This window comes from Pseudidiomarina sp. WS423 (assembly GCF_050750165.1).
GTDB lineage: Bacteria > Pseudomonadota > Gammaproteobacteria > Enterobacterales > Alteromonadaceae > Pseudidiomarina > Pseudidiomarina fusca.
This window is the reverse complement of the sequence record NZ_JBOJLN010000018.1, coordinates 20264-37562: the sequence shown is the minus strand read 5'-3', so window position 1 is coordinate 37562 and position 17299 is coordinate 20264. Positions and strand designations below refer to the sequence as shown.

Here is a 17299-nt window from a genome sequence, read left to right as displayed (position 1 = left end):
AAGCGAAGCGCGTTTTAAATCAGCAAAAACTGTTCGATTCGCCAGCATTAGCGCTTTCTGCTATCTTTTTAGGTACGACTTTAGCAAGATCAAAAATATAACAAATTAGGGAGTAGAGTCTCATGAGCGGAGATATTCGTAGTTATCGTGGTATTGAGCCACAATTAGGTGAACATGTTTATGTCGATCAAAGCGCCGTTATTGTGGGCGACGTACAGCTAGGTGAACATAGTAGTGTATGGCCCTTAGTTGCTATTCGTGGTGATGTGAACTTCGTCCGAATTGGTGCGCGTACCAATGTTCAGGACAACTCGGTGCTTCATGTTAGTAGAATTAGTGAAGGCAACCCGGATGGGCATCCGTTATTAATCGGAGATGACGTTACAGTAGGACATCATGTGATGTTGCATGGCTGTAGCATAGGTAATCGCGTCTTAATTGGGATGTCGGCGGTGATCATGGATGGTGCGGTAGTAGAAGATGACGTGATTATTGGGGCCGGCAGCTTGGTTCCACCAGGTAAAACGCTCAAGAGTGGCTACTTATATGTAGGCAGCCCGGTAAAAGAGGCCCGTCCTCTATCACAGGCAGAACGAAACTTTTTACCGCAGTCTGCAAATAACTATGTGCAATTAAAAGAAGATTATCTGCTTCATGTGCAACAAATAAGTTAATGGAAGTCTCGTGAGCGATTAGCCTGCATTCCAAGACGGGCTAATTGCTCAGAGCTATCAATAAGTTCACCCGCTATGATATGTATGACTTCTCCTTCTCGCTCTAAGATGCCTTTTACTGTTAATAGCTGACTGGTAAGAAATGCTTTGCGATAGGCTTTCGCAACTCGCGCCCAGATAACCACGTTCGCCATACCGGTTTCATCTTCCAACGTAATAAAAGTAACCCCACCGGCACTACCTGGACGCTGTCGACAAGTCACGAACCCCGTGACCGTAACCAGTTGCTTATGGCGACAAAGCTGCAACGATTGCGCCGACTTACTATGGCGCAGCCAACCTTGCTCACGAAGTAGAGCTAGTGGATGACGCCGTAAAGACACCCCTGTTGTTTGGTAATCACCCGCAATATCGGCAAATTCGCTTGGTTTGGGTAAATAATCAGGTGTTGCTTCGGCAGTCTGCTGGTGCGCAAACAAGGGCAGTTGCTCGGTTTGGTGGGCCAAACTCTGCCATTGGCTTTGGTAACGATTACCGGCTAGGCTGCCCAGCACATCTGCAGCAGCGAGACGTTGTAAAGTAGCCGCAGATAAGCCTAGGTCTCGCAACTGTTGTAAGTTACGAAAACCACTGCGCGGACGCTGCTCAATCAGTTGCTTGATTTCGTCAGCAGCTAACCCTTTCACTAATCGTAATCCCAGTTGTAAGCCATAACCTTGCTGTAAAGGAACTAGGTGGTGATGCCAGTGGCTCTGTTGAATATTAGCAGGCAGTACTACCAACTGATGGCGACGAGCATCTTGAATTAGTTGATCGGCCGAATAGAATCCCATAGGCAGACTATTTAAAAGCGCACAATAAAAGGCTAGGGGATAATGATACTTTAACCAAGCCGACGCATAAGCTAGGTTAGCAAAACTGGCTGAGTGAGATTCTGGAAAGCCATATTCACCAAACCCACAAATCTGCGCAAAAATACGTTGCGCAAACTCTTCACTATAACCGCGCGCCAGCATCCCACGAATAAGCTTATGTTCGAACTGCTGCAATTCGCCGTTACTTTTCCAGTTCGCCATAGCGCGACGTAGCTGATCGGCCTCTCCGCCACTAAAGCCAGCGGCAACCATGGCGAGTTTAATCACCTGCTCCTGAAAAATAGGCACCCCTAGCGTACGAGCTAAAACCTGCTTAACTGCAGCGCTGGGATAAGTTACTGCCTCTTGCCCGGCTCGACGTCGTAAATAAGGATGGACCATATCACCCTGAATAGGCCCGGGCCGTACAATCGCAATCTGTACCACTAAATCATAAAAACAATGGGGCTTTAAGCGCGGCAACATATTCATTTGTGCGCGTGATTCTATTTGAAACACTCCTACAGAATCGGCCTGTTGCAGCATTTTGAATACCTGCTGGTCGGCAGGGGGAATATTCGCAAGATGGTAATCTTGATGATAATGCTCGCGTACCAACTTAAACATTTTTTGCAGAGCACTGAGCATACCTAATGCCAAGATATCTACTTTTATGAGCCGTAGCGCTTCAATATCGTCTTTGTCCCATTGAATAACCGTACGCTCTGGCATGCTCGCATTTTCAACGGGGACCAATTGATTGAGGTTAGTCGCAGCAATAACAAAACCACCGACATGCTGCGATAAATGCCTTGGAAAACCTTTAATGGCTCCCGTCAAGGTTAATAGCCAACGGCCTCGTTGGGTTTCTAAGAGCCCAGGTACCTTGGCCGATAATTGTTGCTGCCAATCACATTCGGTATCACGCTTATCGATTTGTTGTAGATAGTGGCGTAATTCTTGCTCCGGATAGCCCAATGCTTTACCGACATCTCGCAGCGCACTGCGCAAGCGATAGCGAATCACGGTAGCAGCTAACGCGGCCCGATGCCGACCGTACTTACGATAAATGTATTGAATCACTTCTTCACGGCGCTGGTGTTCAAAATCAACATCAATATCTGGTGGCTCGTCTCGTTCTGCCGAAATAAAGCGCTCAAAGAGCACATCTATTTGATCCGGGTTCACCGCAGTGATCTGCAGGCAATAACAAACAACAGAGTTTGCCGCAGAGCCACGGCCTTGATACAAAATATCTTGCTGTTGAGCAAATTGCACAATGTCGTGAATGGTTAAAAAGAAATACTCATACTTAAGCTGAGCAATAAGCTGCAATTCTTTCTCTAATTTTGCCTTAACGTCTGCTTTTAATCCTTGAGGAAAACGCTGTGCTGCCCCGGCATAGGTTAACTGGCGCAAGTGCTCTGTCGCGTTCATTCCTGCGGGCACCAGTTCAGCCGGATATTGGTACTGCAATTCACTTAAACAAAAGTGACATTGTTTTGCCACCTCTGCTGCTGTTGCTAACCATTCGGCTGGATAGCATTGCTGCAACTCTGCGGCGGTTCGTAGTCCATAATCTTGATTCGATTTTATTTGTGCTAAACAACAATCTAACGGCTGCTGTTCATGTATCGCAACTAAAACATCGGCCAAGGGTTGGCGGCTAGCCTGGTGATAAGTAACCTGACATGCGGCTGCGACCTTGATCCCGGTGTTTTGTTGCAACGACTGATACAAACTATATTGTTCTACATCATCCGCTTGGTAATGGCGCCCGTAGGCTAACCACAGCCGCTGGCCAAACAAACCACGTAAACGCTGGGCTAGCGCTAGAAGCGCAGAGGTCAGCCCTAATGATGTAAGCGGCCGCCACAGTATCTCGCAGTCACTCAGACGCTGATCAAAGTCATCTAACTGCAATAAATAAGAACCTTTTTTACAACGACTACGGGCTAGCGTGATGAGCTCACACAACTGCGCGTAACCCTGCTTATTTCGTACCAAAACAATCAAAGTACCCACGTCATCAAGCCGAAACTCACTTCCTACCAATAACTGAATAGGGTACTCACGAGCCGCCACATAAGCGCGCACAATTCCCGCTAATGAACATTCGTCCGTGATGGCGATGGCTTGATAACCCAATTGGTAAGCCTGCTCAATTAATTCATGCGGATGCGAGGCTCCACGTAAGAAGCTGTAATTACTTAAACAATGCAGCGCGACAGGCTTAACTGAACCAACCATGTAAATACCACCCTTGCTGATCTTTGAACAACCATGCTTGGCGCTGGTTTTTGTCCACCCCAATAAAGTAATCACGCTGTACCGGCTCGGATAGCCACCAGCCCGTAGCTAAATGCTCCGGTCCCCAATGCAGATCCCAATCTTGTACTTGAATCGGCTGTGGCTCAGGCAGTAACCACAACGGTCGCTTAACTCGCAACGAACTGTGCTGACCAGCGGCTTGCACTGCTTGCGCTCGTTGCCAAGCTTGTAATTGCCCTCGTTGCTCTGGTAGCCAGTGCTGATGCAAGGTTATCCGATGCACTTTGTCGGTACCTAAACGAGCCTGCAATAAACTCACCAGGCTATCTATGTTTGTTTCGGATTGCTTAGTTTCGGTTAAGAGTGCTTGGTTACTAGCAACTCTGGGCTCGGTTTGCTGGATCACGACTGTTAGCCCCAATACCGGCTGAACCAATTGCTGGCGTTCTAAATGAAGCTGGCTTAGCTGAAGTAGATCTTGTTGTTGCCAGACCGGATGCGCAAACGCCACTCGGACCTGAGTTGGTTGGCCATGACGATGATGGGCCTTGATTAGCAGCATCCGAGTACTTTGTTGATGCCCCTGTAAAAAAGCTTCCGCTTGTTGCAACAGCCGTTTTAATGGGAATAACAACTGCGGCCAGCTAGGAATTTCTGCTAGTAAATCTAGGTACTGCTGAAATGACAGCGGTGGCTGATAGTAGTGTTGTGGTGATGGCAATTCACCTTGTAACTCCGCCATATATAACACGAGCGCCTTGCCGAACCGGCGACCTAACTCAGCTCGAGGTACCTGCATGAGCTGGCCAAGCCTCTGCATTCCTACTTCTTGCAAGCGCTGCTGCTGACTTGGTGTGAAGCCACAGGCAGTAATAGATAACTCCGCTAAGGCCTGCTGAATAACCGCAGGGTTTTCATTTATCACTCCTTGCTGCGCCTGCGCTAATAGACGAGCACTTAGCGGACTATAACCACAACTTAACTGATAGCGTAGTGGCCATTGTTGTAGACGCTGCTGTAAATAGCTAATCAGGTTTGGATACCCCCCATGTAGGCGTACCAAACTAGCTACCTCACACAGCAACCCTTGGGGTGGTATTAACACCAGCTGAGCAACGTCTTGATATACCAATTGCGCTAATTGTTGTAACACGCGTTGTTCTTGTTGTTCGTGATAATCCCGTATCTGTAAATGGGTGACTAAAGTGCTGGCTAGCACTTCAGTCATCTGTAACCGAACGCCTTGCTGTAAAGCCGCTGCTGTGGCTTGATGAACAAGCCGTTGCCCCTGCTGACTAGTCACCAAAATCTGTGGTGAGTCTGTCAACACAGGTGGTTGCAGCGCTAATTGATAATCTAATAATAGGTGCGGAAAGTGCACATACACCCACTTATTCATACATCACCTAAGCTGTTAGTCTTCGGCTGGAGCGTTGACGCCACCTAGGTAGATAATCGGGGATAGCACATTCTAAATCGGCTAGCGGCCAACCGGAGCGGCGCTTGCGTAAAGCAAACTGCAATATGGGGACATAACTTACTGAGGTAGAACGCTCGTTACTGGCGTGAAGGTGGGTTGGCGCTGCCACCGATTTAACCTTAACCCCATGTAACTGCACCCTAGTAACATAAGAACGTGCTTCTGTAGTGCTGCTGGTGGTAAGAATAAACACTAGGTTTTGTGCCGCTTCAGCTGCGGCTTGTAGCCGCCTTACTTGTACCGCCGTTAATTCATCACACCAAGCCAAAACAAGCCCCACCGCTGGATGCTTAATCGCTTGCTCTAACGCCCAAACCGCTAATTTTGCATCAGCTTCTTGAATCACCAACTGGTTACGTAAATCTAACTGCTGATAGTCTAATCCTGCCGCATAAGGTAATGCTGGCGGATTAAGCCACACCGTCGTGCTCTCCTGTTGCTTGATCAACGGTAAGAGCAAGGCTAGCTCGCCGGAAAACCTCTGACTGAGCTGCAATTCGTTCACACTCCCGACCGGCCAGCCTCCTGCTAAATACTGATTTAGCTCGCGCCAGCCACTCGCAACGACTTGTTGCTGTTGCTGCTCGGGCATTGCCTGGCCTTGCCAAAGTAAGCCTTTGCGAAGCAATTCTTCAACGGCTGCAGATGTTGCCATAAACCACCTCGAATACTGTACATATATACAGTATAATTTAGGCTATATTTGTTCTTCTGGCAAGCGCTTTACTTTTGCGTATCATAGACGCATTAAAAATAATAATTGGGATACCTTATGCTGACTGTTTTGCTGCTGCCTTTTCGGCTCGTTCTTAACTTCACTTTCGCGCTTGTTACAACAGCCTTAATTGGTCTAGCTATTATCATTATTGGCTTACCCAAGTTATTGCTACCTATTCCCGTAGTTCAGCGCAGTATCTCAGTAGCAGCTAATGCATTATTTAGGGTCTGGGGTTATGCCATGTCCGCACTGTTTCGGCTCACCCAACCCATGCGTTGGCATATCGAAGGCGATAGCCTACTGCACCGTGATAGGTGGTACATGATTATCGCCAATCATCGTAGCTGGGTTGATATTCTGGTGTTGATGCATTTAGCTTGTCGCAATATGCCCATGCCACGGTTTTTTCTAAAACAGCAACTCTTTTGGGTACCCGTCGTCGGATTAGGCTGCTGGACGCTAGATATGCCTTTTATGAAACGCTACTCTCGCGAGCAAGTTGCTAAAAATCCTAAATTAAAAGGCAAGGACATTGAAACCACACAGCGTAAGTGTGAAAAATTTCGGCATATTCCTACTACCGTGATTAACTTTTGTGAAGGCACTCGTTTCACTGCCGATAAGCATGCACGCAAGCACAGCCCTTATCAGCACTTATTACCACCTAAAGCTGGTGGTACTGCCTTTACACTACAAATTATGGGGCAGCAGTTTGATGCGATTTTAGATATCACCATCGTTTATCCAAACGACAAGCGCCCGGCAGTATGGGAGCTGCTTACCGGGCAATTACGTGATGTTTATGTACACGTTGAGACACTACCGGTAACTGATGATTTAATGGGGGATTATTTTCAAGACGAGGTGTATAAAACGCATTTTCAAGAATGGTTAAATCAGCGCTGGCTACACAAAGATAAAATTATTGACGGCATTCGCCAGCGACTGGCGAAGCCGTCAAAGTGATTGATTTAACGCTGCTCTAATAAGTAACCAACGGCTTTAACAAAATCACCAACAAAGTCGTTGCTGTCTCTGAAACCTTCAGTTTTTAAACGATACTTACCATTCACGATAAAAGTTGGAGTAGCGTTTACCTGAAGGTTTTGCGCATCGCGGTCCATTTTATTCGCCATACCACGTACAGAAAAGCTGTTCATCGCTTTATCTAAATCGCTTGCAGAAATGCCATTGGCTTCAAATATGGCATGCAAATCTTCTTTTGAACCAATCATTTTACGCTGGGCAAAGTTTCGCGAGAAAATCGCTTTGCTAATTTCTTTCTCTTTATTGAACTGACGCGCAACAATGTATGCACGCGACATATCTAAGCCCATGCCTTGATAGTTAATAAAAGATACATGAGATTTTTTAAATTGCTCTGGGTAAGCTTCGGCTAAAGCCTCTGCCACACCTTCAAAACGATAACAATGCACACAGTAGAAAGAGAAGAACTCATGAACCTGTGGGGTATCTGTTGCCTGCTCAGCAATCACTTCATAATGTACATCTTGTTCAAACTGCTGTGCAGCAGCTGGTAACATGAACAATGCCAATACGGCAAACATCAACTTTTTCATGGGTAAACATCCTAACTTGTTCTAAAGATTAAATTATCGATTAAAGTTTGGTTCTAAATCAATCGGCTCTTCTTGCACTGCAGCAAATTGTTCTTTTAAGGTCAGAATTTGCTGCTCCCAATATCGCTGTTCAGCAAACCACGGAAACGCTCGTCGAAATGCTTCGTCATTCCAGCGTCGAGCTAACCACGCCATGTAATGTATGATGCGAAAACTGCGTAAGGGTTCAATCAATTGCGTTTGATTTTTGTCAAACTCACAGAACTCTTCGTAACCATCCACTAAGGCTTGCAGTTGCATAGTTCGCTCGTAGCGATCGTCGCCCGCTAACATCATCCACAAATCTTGCACGGCCACACCTGAGCGCGCATCATCAAAATCAACAAAGGTTAACTGCTCGTCACGCAGCAACATATTGCCTAAATGACAATCACCGTGCAATCGTTGCGTGGTAAAAGAGTCCCATTTAACTGTACGTAAATAGTCCACGAGGGGTTCGATAATAGCCCAAAATGCGGGTTGTAAATTACGTGGGAGTAATTCTGTGGCTTGCAGTGTGGTCATAGAGTCGGTGACAAACTCTTGAAAACTAAGCGTAGGGCGATGCTGGAACTGACCTTGCTGCGCCACCGCATGCAGGCGTCCTATTTGTCGACCGATACGCTCTAGCTGGCCAAGATCTCCTGGCTCTACAGCTCGCCCACCGACACTCGGAAACACTGCAAATCGATAACCTTGATAGGTATGCAAGGTTTGCCCTGCGAGAACCAGCGGCGCCACTGCTGGCACTTCAGCTGTGGCTAGTTCAGCACAAAATGCATGCTCTTCTAAAATTTGTGCATCGCTCCAACGGGCTGGACGATAAAACTTGGCTACATAACGCTGATTGTCATCAGCAAGGTATTGATAGACTCGATTTTCATAACTATTAAGTGCCAATAAACCAGATTGCGGATTAACGCCAACTTGCGCTAATCCGTTTGCAATTACATCTGGGTTAAGCCCTGTAAAGCTAAAGTCTTGCTGACCATCATCAATCATATAAGAAGGTTGCAACGTGGCGTTGTACCACATCTCCTTGTTTGTTCTGCACCACAAAGTTTATTTCAACTCTAGCTTGTGGCGCATTACCGCGAGGAGGTAAGTCAGCAGGATCTATGGCTAAGGTTAACGGCACCGTAGCTACATCACCGCCACCAATAGATAGCTCCGTTTGTCCCATGAGTTTGGCATTATCGTAACCCTCTACGGTAATCACAAAGTCATCAGCTAACTGGGATTTGTTCAGAACTTTCAGCGTAAATACGTTTTGTACCCAACCATCCATGTTATAGGTGTAGAGCTGATTACGATCGCGAATCACGTTAACTTCTAGCGGTACTCGGGTCGCAATATCCCAGACCAACAAGCCAGACATCACCAGCATCACTAAAAAGTAACCGACGCTTTTGAAACGTAGTTTGTGAGTTCTACCGCCTTGCAGATTGCGCTCGGTAGTAAACCTAATCAAGCCGCGCGGATAATTCATTTTATCCATGACATCGTTACAGGCATCGACACAGGCACCGCAGTTTATGCATTCGTACTGTAAGCCATTACGAATATCAATTCCGGTTGGACAAACCTGAACGCACATATAGCAATCAATACAGTCGCCTAACCCCAGCTCTTTAGGGTCTTTTTTACGTGACCGGCCACCACGTGGTTCGCCGCGATTGGTATCGTAAGACACAGTAACCGTATCTTTATCAAACATGGCTGACTGAAAACGTGCATATGGACACATGTGCGTGCACATGATTTCGCGCATCCAACCTGCGTTACCGTAGGTACAAAAAGCGAAAAAGATCACGCTGAAGGTGGCCCAAAAACCCGCGTCAAAAGTCCAAAAACTAGTAAATAACGAGCGAATATCGGTAAAGTATCCGACAAAAATCATCGCCGTCAGCAAGGCGACTATCACCCAAGAGACGTGCTTTGCTGTTTTGCGCCATAGCTTGTCAAAATCCCAAGGCCGCTTATCTAAACTCATCCGCTGATTGCGTGAGCCCTCAAATTTCTTTTCAAACCACATAAAGATAAAAGTCCAGGTGGTTTGTGGGCACATAAAGCCACACCACACCCGACCATAAAGCGTTGTCACAAAGAAGAGTGCGAAAGCTGAAACAATCGCTATCCAAGCCAAAATGGTTAAATCTTGCGGCCACAAGGTTAAGCCAAAAATACGAAAGCGCTGTTCAGCGATATCAAGTAAGACGGCTTGCTCACCGTTCCATTGCAGCCAAGGAATTAGGGCAAACATAGCTAATAAGATAAAACCAAAGCCACGGCGAAACCATTCCAGGGTGCCTTTCACGTCACGCACATAAATACGATTACGCGGAGAATAATCATTACTGCGCTTATTTGGATCGGGCCGCTCAATTTTCACTTGATTTGCAGCCAACACTTTAACTTTTTGTTCCATAACCGTACGACGCCCTCAGCTAGTGGCCTAATTCCTCAGCGATTATACGCCTATTGACTCATTTTGCACGGCTTCAGCCCATACTTTAGCTAGATAAAAAATAACCCGAATGATTAGTTCTATTATTCTTTGATCTGAATCAATAATGCCAAATACAGTCTAGCGGCCAGCGCAATAAACCACCAATAATCCTTGAATTACGGACAAAAAAAACCCGGCTTGGGGGCCGGGTATAAAGAGAACAACCAGATCTCAGGGAAGTTGCAGGCACTATAAAGAGTGCATGTGACGAGAATATGACATCAGACGAACAAACTTAGGCAATGCGTTTAGCCGTTGCTGCCGCGTTCAGAACCGCCGCCATTTTGATCGAGTTCTGAATCGCTTGCGCTGAAATATTGTGCTTTAACAATACGCCAACGTGCGAGTCAATACACATACCACAACCGTTTAAGGCTGATACAGCTAATGAGTACAACTCAAAATCAGCTTTATCGACGCCAGGGTTAGCCATACCATTCATGCGCAAGCCAGCCGGCATTTTGGCGAATTGCTTATCGCTGCATAAATGTAAAAAGCGATAATAGATGTTATTCATCGCCATCAGGGTTGCCGCAAGTTTCGCTGCGCCATCCACGTTATCTTCAACTTTGCCTTCTGCTTCAGTTTTAACCGCAGCGATAAGCTCTTCATCACCGATAGCATAAACTAAAGATAAAGCAGTTCCGTAAAACTGGGTCGCGGTCATACCCGAAGTATCCACATTGCCGAAAATATTCGACAAGTTCAGTTTGGTATCTTTACCGTGCTCGCCCAAGCCTTGTTTGTAATCTGCAATGCTCATAAAAATTCCTCCGCTTAAAAACGGTGCCGCTTAAAGCGGCACCTAGAACGTCACTCAATGTGGGGAAAGTAACGTTGTCTTACAGGGTGTCACCGCCAACAGCACGGTTACATGGACACAATTCGTCAGTTTGCAAACCGTCTAGAATACGTAATACTTCTGTTGGGTTACGACCAACGTTCAAGTTGTTCACTGATACGTGCTGAATGACACCGTGTGGGTCAACTACGAAAGTTGCACGTAAAGCTACGTTTTCTACTTGGTCACGAACGCCTAAACCATCTACTAAAGACTTAACGCCGTTGTCTGCAAATGACCACTGGTTCAAGCTCTTAAGATCTGGGTGTTCACGACGCCATGCTAATTTCACGAATTCGTTGTCAGTGCTACCACCAAGAACCACTGCATCACGGTCAGCGAACTCTTCGTTTAATTTTGCGAACTCAACGATTTCAGTTGGGCACACAAACGTGAAATCTTTTGGATAGAAGAAAATGATTTTCCATTTACCTTCAAAGCTGCTGTTATTAATGGTTTCGAATGCGCTAACACCATTTTCTTCTGGCATGTTGAAACCAGGTTTAACACCAACCACTTCAAATTCTGGTAATTTATCGCCTACTGTTAACATAAATGTCTCCTTATCAGACTGAGTTCAATAAAGTTATTAACTTTTTACGAGGCTGCTTGCCTCAGCTCGGAGACTATAATAGGCGGTTAACTAAATTTGTTAAAACGAATAAAATGGATTATCATAATCGAAAATACTAATTGAACTATTCCGCAATACTTTCTAGTCAGAAAAGGTAAGAGTGATATGAGTAAGTTGCCCAGCTTAAAGAATCTAAGTTACCTGTTAGCGCTACATGAACATCAGAACTTTAATCGCGCCGCACAAGCCTGCAATGTCAGCCAGTCCACTTTAAGTAGTGGTATTCAGAATTTAGAAGAACAACTAGGCTGCCAACTCATAGAGCGCGACCACAAATCATTTCTGTTTACCGGAATGGGGGAAGAGATAGTTAAGCAAGCTCGAAACATCCTCACCTCAACCGAAGAGTTGTTATATTTTGCGCAAAGCCAAGGCAAAACCATGGAAGGCCCACTAAGATTGGGCTGTATTCCAACCATTGCCCCCTTCTTGCTGGGTGATTTAACCAAGAAGCTGCAGCGTGAATACCCTAATTTACAGTTGAACATTCGTGAAGATACCACTAGCAGCTTACTCAACTTGCTGCGCAATGGTGAATTAGACGTGTTGGTGCTAGCTTTGCCATTTGATGTACAGGGTAATCAAAGTTATTTGCTTGGTCGTGACCCATTTAAATTAGTCATGCACAAATCGCTGGCTGAAAATTTACAAGAGCCGGTGCAATATAATCGTTTACCTGACAACTCCATATTCTTGTTAGAAAAAGAGCATTGTTTAACCGGTCATGCGGTGGCAGCGTGTGAGTTAGCCGATTCAAGCAAAATTAATCCGTTTACCGCGACCAGCTTGCACAGTTTGGTGCAAATGGCCGACGCTGGTTTAGGCGCCACTTTCATACCGCAAATGGCTATCGATAGAGGGATTTTGAATGGTACGGACTTAGTAGCGCTTACCCCAGTCGGACAGCAAGCTTCTCGTGATATAGGCCTTATTTATCGACCTACCACAAACCGGCGGCAGACGTTTCGGCGCTTAGCCGAGTGTATTGCGAGCTTATTACCAGAGCCGCTACTTAACTAACGGCCCTGGCTGGCTAACGGTAGCTAAGTTACGGAGCTACCGTTAGTTCATTTAGACGCATATGGATAGCAGCTTGCGTAGCGGCTTTCTCAGACCGAATTTGCGCTTGCGATAAATCAACAGGTTGCCCTACTTCTGCTGAAATTAACTGTTGTAACTGATCGGCAGTTAAATCTTTTCCCGCATGAACAATGCGCACATCATCCTCACCGCTAGCAGCAGCTGAATTTGGCAAATAAATAGTACCGTTCGAGAAATCCACGGCAAAAGCTATTACGCCCGGGACTAAGAAAAACAATAGCCCGATACCATTTAACGCCGCCACGCCAGCGTCAATTTGACCGCTAACTTGGCCTTTGCGCTCCGGATAAAGAATGGTTCCACAGGCACTTAAGTGTAAGGTTGCAGCAATTAGAGCCGCGGCTTTAACCGTTTTGCTTTTTAATAGATTCATTATTTTCTCCTTGGTGCTTTTATCCAATATCCGATACTCTGACAATCATGTACTAGTTTAGCTGGTCGCCAACAAATGTGTTATCTAAGCTATGTAGCAACTAGAAACTGGATAAATGACGACGCTATTCTTTTGTAGTTAATGTTCTTTACCGTACTCTTTACCGTATTCTTTACAAAGTATAGCTAACTCAAAGCAATCCAAATTTGGCTTTAAACGATATTTACATTAAGACCAAAAATTTATTATTCAACAAGGAGCACCCTATGTTTCACACATTGCTCGCCGTAACCATCGCTGGCGCACTAGCCGTAACCAGTACCGCTAGCCATGCAGAATCCGTTGCTACCGAACGCCATCAAGTAGAAATAACCAGTCTCACTAACTCCTTAGCAAACCCTTGGGGTATGGCTTTTTTACCAAGTGGTGACTTGCTAGTTACCGAAAAGGGCGGCCAACTGCGACGAGTAAGCCTCGATGGGATCGTCAGTAAGCCTTTAGCTGGGGTTCCTGAAGTTGTTGCTCGTAGCCAAGGTGGCCTGCTCGATGTTGCGATCGATCCCAACTTTAACAGCAACAACTGGGTGTATCTAAGTTACTCTGAAGCCGACCCCGATGGGGGCGAGGGTAATAGCACGGCGGTAGCCCGCGGCAAGCTTGGTGATAATGGTTTAACCCAAGTTGAAGTTATTTTTAGAGGTGCGCCAAAATACAAAAGCGGTGCGCATTTTGGCTCGCGCTTAGTCTTTGCTCCTGATGGACATTTATTTATCACTCTGGGCGACCGCTATTCCGCTATGGCCGATGCACAAACCTTGGATAATCATCATGGTAAAGTGGTTCGCATCAAGCCCGATGGCTCGGTCCCTAGCGATAACCCTTTCGTTGACCAAGCCAATGCTCTACCTGAAATTTGGTCTTATGGTCACCGCAATGTTCAAGGTGCCGCCTTTCATCCCGAAACAGGTGAATTGTGGACGGCGGAACATGGCCCCAAAGGTGGTGATGAAATCAACATCCCCCAGCCGGGCAAAAACTATGGCTGGCCAGAGGCCACCTATGGTGTTGATTACGATGGTAGCATCATCAGCGATAAGACCCATGTAGCTGGTACTGAACAACCACACTATTATTGGGTGCCGTCCATTGCCGTCTCTAATATGATTTTTTATACCGGCGACCAATTCCCAGCATGGAAGAACGATCTGCTCGTGGCTGCATTGAAAGGCTCACAAGTGGCTCGACTTGACCTGCACGGCAATCGTGTCATGCACGAAGAAACCTTATTTGAAGATGCCATTGAGCAGCGTATACGAGACATAGAGCAAGGTCCTGATGGCTATATTTATTTGCTTACCGATGATCGTAATGGTCAGTTAGTCCAAATCAAACCAGCGAAGTAATTTATGTTTGTAAGTGGTTACTTACTACCTTTGATAACGCTAGCTTCGGCTAGCGTTACTGTAGATGAAGTTATTGTCGTTAATCCAGCCGCTCCGCAAAGTGCGCAACAAACAGCCGCTGCCACCTCTAATCTTGAGGTTACACAGCAACTATCTGGCATGCGAGTGGATGCGGCGGAGCTATTACAAGGCCTAGCCGGAGTCCAAGCTGATTCACGTGGCAACTACGCTCAAGATTCGCGGATTACCTTACGCGGTTTTGGTGCGCGCTCAACTTTTGGAGTGCGTGGGGTGGTGCTGCAGCTTGACGGGATTCCGCTAAGTATGCCCGATGGGCAAGCACAAACCTCAAGCATTCTGCTCGATGAGCCTGCTAATGTGCAGGTTTTGCGGGGCCCCCTTGCCACTATTTATGGTAATAGTGCCGGTGGTATCATCCAGTGGTTTAGTACGCGTCCAGAGTCTTCATCTGTAAGTCTTGCCGCCTCTGGCGCAGCAAATAATACGCAACGCCAAGTAGTTACCGGTGAATGGGTTAACGACACTAACGCATTGAAACTCGTGGGTGCTAGATTTCGCACCGATGGCCCTCGCGCGCACAATAAAGCAGAGCGCGACCAGTATGCTTTACGTTGGTATCACGACCTCACCGACAGTATCGAATTGATTGTTCGTGCGGATGACAATAATGCGCCGCTACTACAAGACCCTGGCTCACTTACCCCAAGCGCGTGGCAGCAAGATCCTCAACAAACCTTTGCCGGTGCCGAACGTTTTAATACGCGCAAACGGATTCATCATCAACAGCTATCGGTAACTCTGCGTAGCCAAGCTGGCTGGAATGTAAGTACCTGGCGGGGCTGGCGGAGTATTGAGCAATATTTGCCATTTCCTGGCGATGATATACGCGGATCGGGTGCTGTCATCGATTTACGTCGGGATTTTACCGGCTTAGATGCTAGCTATGATCATCAATGGCAGCTGGCGCAACCGGTTACCACAACGTTGGGTTTGCATGTAGCAGAGCAAAACGATCGCCGTTTTGGCTATGAGAACAACTTTGGCGAGCGCGGAGAATTACGCCGCAATGAACTGGGTGAAGTGACTCAGCAAGGCCTCTACAGCTTAACTCGCTGGCAACCTCAACCTGAGCTCACCCTGCAAGCTGGCTTACGCTACAGTGACATGAGCTTTCGTGTGAATGATTACTTTATCGTGGCTGGCAATCCCGATGATAGTGGCGAGCAACAGCAACATGCATGGAGTTGGAACTTAGGCGCCAGCTATCAACTGAGCGACCAGTTAGATGTGTTTATTGCCCGTGGTCGTGGCTTTGAGACGGCTACGCTAACTGAGTTAGCTTACAGCAATAATGAAACCGGTTTAAATACTCAGTTAGGCCCAGCTTTTAATCAGCAATGGGAACTTGGCTTGAAGTGGCAAAGCCAAAGCTTACGTTTGCAGCTAACCGGGTTTGTGATTGATACCACCGATGAAATCGTAGTTGACCAAAGTATCGATGGGCGCACCACTTATACCAACGCCGGTTTAACCGAGCGTGAAGGGGTCGAGTTAGAAAGTTATTGGGCGCTAACCGACGCTTTATCTTGGCGCTCTGCATTAACTTGGCTAAGTGCAAATTATGCCAATGGTGCGCGCCTACCCGGAGTCGCCGAACGACAATTGTTTAATCAATGGAACTGGCAGCTCAATCCGTACCAGCAAATAAGCCTAGTCACCGAATACCGTGGCGATATTGCCGCAACCGATACCAACGATGTGATTGCCCCAAGTCATACCCTTTGGCACTTAGGTTGGCAGGCTCAGTGGGCATGGCAGCAGTGGCAACTTGAGCCTTGGCTTAAAGTGCATAACCTCACTAACCGCACTTATGTGGGCTCGGTCGTAGTTAATCAAGGTAATGGTCGAGCCTTTGAACCAGGTACCGAGCGCGAGCTACAGTTAGGCGTCAGTCTGACTCACCGTTGGTAAGCCAACCTTGCGGTTGGCTTTTTTGTTACAAATTTACAGTTTTAATTTCTAGTCAATCTGTCACTCTTGCACTACTTAGCAAGACGGTTTTAGTGCTTTAGCCGCTGCAATAGAGCTCGTGCAACTGCCGCTGAGCTAGCAGGGTTTTGACCGGTAATCAGGTTACCATCAACTACTGCCAGTGGCTTCCAGTCGTCTACTTTTTGATAGTGCGCGCCCAGCTCTTGTAGCTTGTCCTCTAATAAGAAGGGAACAACATCGGTTAAGCCCACTGCAGCTTCTTCGCTGTTAGTAAAAGCACTCACCTTGCGGCCGGCTACGAGCGGCTTTCCGGCTGGAGTTTTGGCATGAACAAGAACAGCAGGGGCATGACATACCGCTGCTACTGGCTTATCCTGCTCCCAGAATTGTTGAATCAGGCCAATGGATAGCGGATCTTCGCTTAAATCCCATAACGGACCATGGCCACCGGGGTAAAAGATAGCATCAAAACCATCGGCTGTTACTTGACTAAGTTGAAGCGTATTAGCGAGTTGTTCCAGAGCTGCTTCATCTTCAAACAAGCGTACAGTCTCATTGGTTTGAGCTGCAGCTTGCTGACTATTAGGATCGATCGGAGGTTGGCCTCCGTTGGGGCTAGCTAGCACAACTTCAGCGCCAGCGTCTTTAAAAGCATAGTAGGGGGCGGCAAACTCTTCTGCCCAAAAGCCAGTTTTGTGGCCACTGTCACCGAGCTGTTCATGTGACGTTAGTACCATTAGAATTTTCATGCCGAACTCCGGTTTTCATTGAATGTAATATAGGTATGGGTGTTACCTATTACTTTTTCA

Annotated in this window: 15 protein-coding genes; 5 read left to right on the top strand and 10 right to left on the bottom strand. The window is 46.7% G+C overall.

The annotated features are described in order from the left end of the window. Window positions 1-122: 122 nt before the first annotated feature. The gene (locus tag ACQ661_RS11575; protein ID WP_110076796.1) at window positions 123-674 is read left to right on the top strand and encodes a gamma carbonic anhydrase family protein; all 552 of its coding nucleotides are present in this window, start codon (window positions 123-125) and stop codon (window positions 672-674) included. Here ACQ661_RS11575 and ACQ661_RS11570 read toward each other — a convergent pair. The 3 genes from ACQ661_RS11570 to ACQ661_RS11560 are packed head-to-tail and all read right to left on the bottom strand — an operon-like array spanning window position 671 to window position 5934. Further along, window positions 671-3778, bottom strand: coding sequence for an error-prone DNA polymerase (locus ACQ661_RS11570; protein ID WP_431668403.1), 3108 nt, complete (start codon window positions 3776-3778; stop codon window positions 671-673). The genes ACQ661_RS11575 and ACQ661_RS11570 overlap by 4 nt on opposite strands. Next, a complete protein-coding gene (locus ACQ661_RS11565; RefSeq protein ID WP_431668401.1) occupies window positions 3762-5198 on the bottom strand; it encodes a Y-family DNA polymerase in 1437 nt (478 codons plus the stop codon). Before ACQ661_RS11565 ends, ACQ661_RS11570 begins: the two co-directional genes overlap by 17 nt. Before the next feature lie 7 nt (window positions 5199-5205). Then, the gene (locus tag ACQ661_RS11560; RefSeq protein ID WP_431668399.1) at window positions 5206-5934 is read right to left on the bottom strand and encodes a hypothetical protein; all 729 of its coding nucleotides are present in this window, start codon (window positions 5932-5934) and stop codon (window positions 5206-5208) included. 117 nt (window positions 5935-6051) lie between these two features. Between ACQ661_RS11560 and ACQ661_RS11555 the strand changes: the two genes are divergently transcribed. After that, the gene (locus ACQ661_RS11555; protein ID WP_431668398.1) at window positions 6052-6963 is read left to right on the top strand and encodes an acyltransferase; all 912 of its coding nucleotides are present in this window, start codon (window positions 6052-6054) and stop codon (window positions 6961-6963) included. 5 nt (window positions 6964-6968) lie between these two features. Here the strand turns inward: ACQ661_RS11555 and ACQ661_RS11550 are convergent, their stop codons facing one another. The 5 genes from ACQ661_RS11550 to ACQ661_RS11530 all read right to left on the bottom strand — a co-directional run bounded on the left by ACQ661_RS11550 (window position 6969) and on the right by ACQ661_RS11530 (window position 11519). After that, a complete protein-coding gene (locus ACQ661_RS11550) occupies window positions 6969-7577 on the bottom strand; it encodes a thiol:disulfide interchange protein DsbA/DsbL (protein WP_110076801.1) in 609 nt (202 codons plus the stop codon). Between the two features lie 33 nt (window positions 7578-7610). Next, complete coding sequence (locus tag ACQ661_RS11545) at window positions 7611-8651, bottom strand: serine/threonine protein kinase (protein ID WP_431668396.1); 1041 nt, start codon at window positions 8649-8651, stop codon at window positions 7611-7613. Next, window positions 8611-10044, bottom strand: a complete 1434-nt coding sequence (gene ccoG, locus ACQ661_RS11540) for a cytochrome c oxidase accessory protein CcoG (protein ID WP_110076803.1) — start codon at window positions 10042-10044, stop codon at window positions 8611-8613. The genes ACQ661_RS11545 and ccoG overlap by 41 nt, the downstream gene beginning before the upstream one ends. A 316-nt stretch (window positions 10045-10360) precedes the next feature. Further along, entirely contained in the window at window positions 10361-10888 is a 528-nt protein-coding gene (locus ACQ661_RS11535) for a carboxymuconolactone decarboxylase family protein (protein WP_153827183.1), read from the bottom strand. Between the two features lie 79 nt (window positions 10889-10967). After that, window positions 10968-11519, bottom strand: a complete 552-nt coding sequence (locus ACQ661_RS11530; RefSeq protein WP_153827182.1) for a peroxiredoxin — start codon at window positions 11517-11519, stop codon at window positions 10968-10970. Between the two features lie 186 nt (window positions 11520-11705). Between ACQ661_RS11530 and ACQ661_RS11525 the strand changes: the two genes are divergently transcribed. Then, entirely contained in the window at window positions 11706-12620 is a 915-nt protein-coding gene (locus ACQ661_RS11525) for a LysR substrate-binding domain-containing protein (RefSeq protein WP_431668394.1), read from the top strand. Window positions 12621-12648: 28 nt separating this feature from the next. Here ACQ661_RS11525 and ACQ661_RS11520 read toward each other — a convergent pair whose 3' ends face one another. Further along, window positions 12649-13074: a hypothetical protein gene (locus tag ACQ661_RS11520; protein WP_194928204.1), complete on the bottom strand. Its 426-nt coding sequence runs from the start codon at window positions 13072-13074 to the stop codon at window positions 12649-12651. A gap of 266 nt (window positions 13075-13340) precedes the next feature. Between ACQ661_RS11520 and ACQ661_RS11515 the strand changes: the two genes are divergently transcribed. Beyond that, window positions 13341-14477: a PQQ-dependent sugar dehydrogenase gene (locus ACQ661_RS11515; protein ID WP_431668392.1), complete on the top strand. Its 1137-nt coding sequence runs from the start codon at window positions 13341-13343 to the stop codon at window positions 14475-14477. A gap of 3 nt (window positions 14478-14480) precedes the next feature. Next, a complete protein-coding gene (locus ACQ661_RS11510) occupies window positions 14481-16469 on the top strand; it encodes a TonB-dependent receptor family protein (RefSeq protein ID WP_431668391.1) in 1989 nt (662 codons plus the stop codon). A gap of 89 nt (window positions 16470-16558) precedes the next feature. Here ACQ661_RS11510 and ACQ661_RS11505 read toward each other — a convergent pair whose 3' ends face one another. After that, entirely contained in the window at window positions 16559-17239 is a 681-nt protein-coding gene (locus ACQ661_RS11505; protein WP_431668389.1) for a type 1 glutamine amidotransferase domain-containing protein, read from the bottom strand. Window positions 17240-17299: the final 60 nt, after the last annotated feature.

Excerpts from the sequence above, each read along its gene's own strand:
- ACQ661_RS11575 (WP_110076796.1), top strand. The coding sequence starts at position 123 with ATGAGCGGAGATATTCGTAGTTATCGTGGTATTGAGCCACAATTAGGT.
- ACQ661_RS11570 (WP_431668403.1), bottom strand. The coding sequence starts at position 3,778 with ATGGTTGGTTCAGTTAAGCCTGTCGCGCTGCATTGTTTAAGTAATTAC.
- ACQ661_RS11565 (WP_431668401.1), bottom strand. The coding sequence starts at position 5,198 with ATGAATAAGTGGGTGTATGTGCACTTTCCGCACCTATTATTAGATTAT.
- ACQ661_RS11560 (WP_431668399.1), bottom strand. The coding sequence starts at position 5,934 with ATGGCAACATCTGCAGCCGTTGAAGAATTGCTTCGCAAAGGCTTACTT.
- ACQ661_RS11555 (WP_431668398.1), top strand. The coding sequence starts at position 6,052 with ATGCTGACTGTTTTGCTGCTGCCTTTTCGGCTCGTTCTTAACTTCACT.
- ACQ661_RS11550 (WP_110076801.1), bottom strand. The coding sequence starts at position 7,577 with ATGAAAAAGTTGATGTTTGCCGTATTGGCATTGTTCATGTTACCAGCT.
- ACQ661_RS11545 (WP_431668396.1), bottom strand. The coding sequence starts at position 8,651 with ATGTGGTACAACGCCACGTTGCAACCTTCTTATATGATTGATGATGGT.
- ccoG (WP_110076803.1), bottom strand. The coding sequence starts at position 10,044 with ATGGAACAAAAAGTTAAAGTGTTGGCTGCAAATCAAGTGAAAATTGAG.
- ACQ661_RS11535 (WP_153827183.1), bottom strand. The coding sequence starts at position 10,888 with ATGAGCATTGCAGATTACAAACAAGGCTTGGGCGAGCACGGTAAAGAT.
- ACQ661_RS11530 (WP_153827182.1), bottom strand. The coding sequence starts at position 11,519 with ATGTTAACAGTAGGCGATAAATTACCAGAATTTGAAGTGGTTGGTGTT.
- ACQ661_RS11525 (WP_431668394.1), top strand. The coding sequence starts at position 11,706 with ATGAGTAAGTTGCCCAGCTTAAAGAATCTAAGTTACCTGTTAGCGCTA.
- ACQ661_RS11520 (WP_194928204.1), bottom strand. The coding sequence starts at position 13,074 with ATGAATCTATTAAAAAGCAAAACGGTTAAAGCCGCGGCTCTAATTGCT.
- ACQ661_RS11515 (WP_431668392.1), top strand. The coding sequence starts at position 13,341 with ATGTTTCACACATTGCTCGCCGTAACCATCGCTGGCGCACTAGCCGTA.
- ACQ661_RS11510 (WP_431668391.1), top strand. The coding sequence starts at position 14,481 with ATGTTTGTAAGTGGTTACTTACTACCTTTGATAACGCTAGCTTCGGCT.
- ACQ661_RS11505 (WP_431668389.1), bottom strand. The coding sequence starts at position 17,239 with ATGAAAATTCTAATGGTACTAACGTCACATGAACAGCTCGGTGACAGT.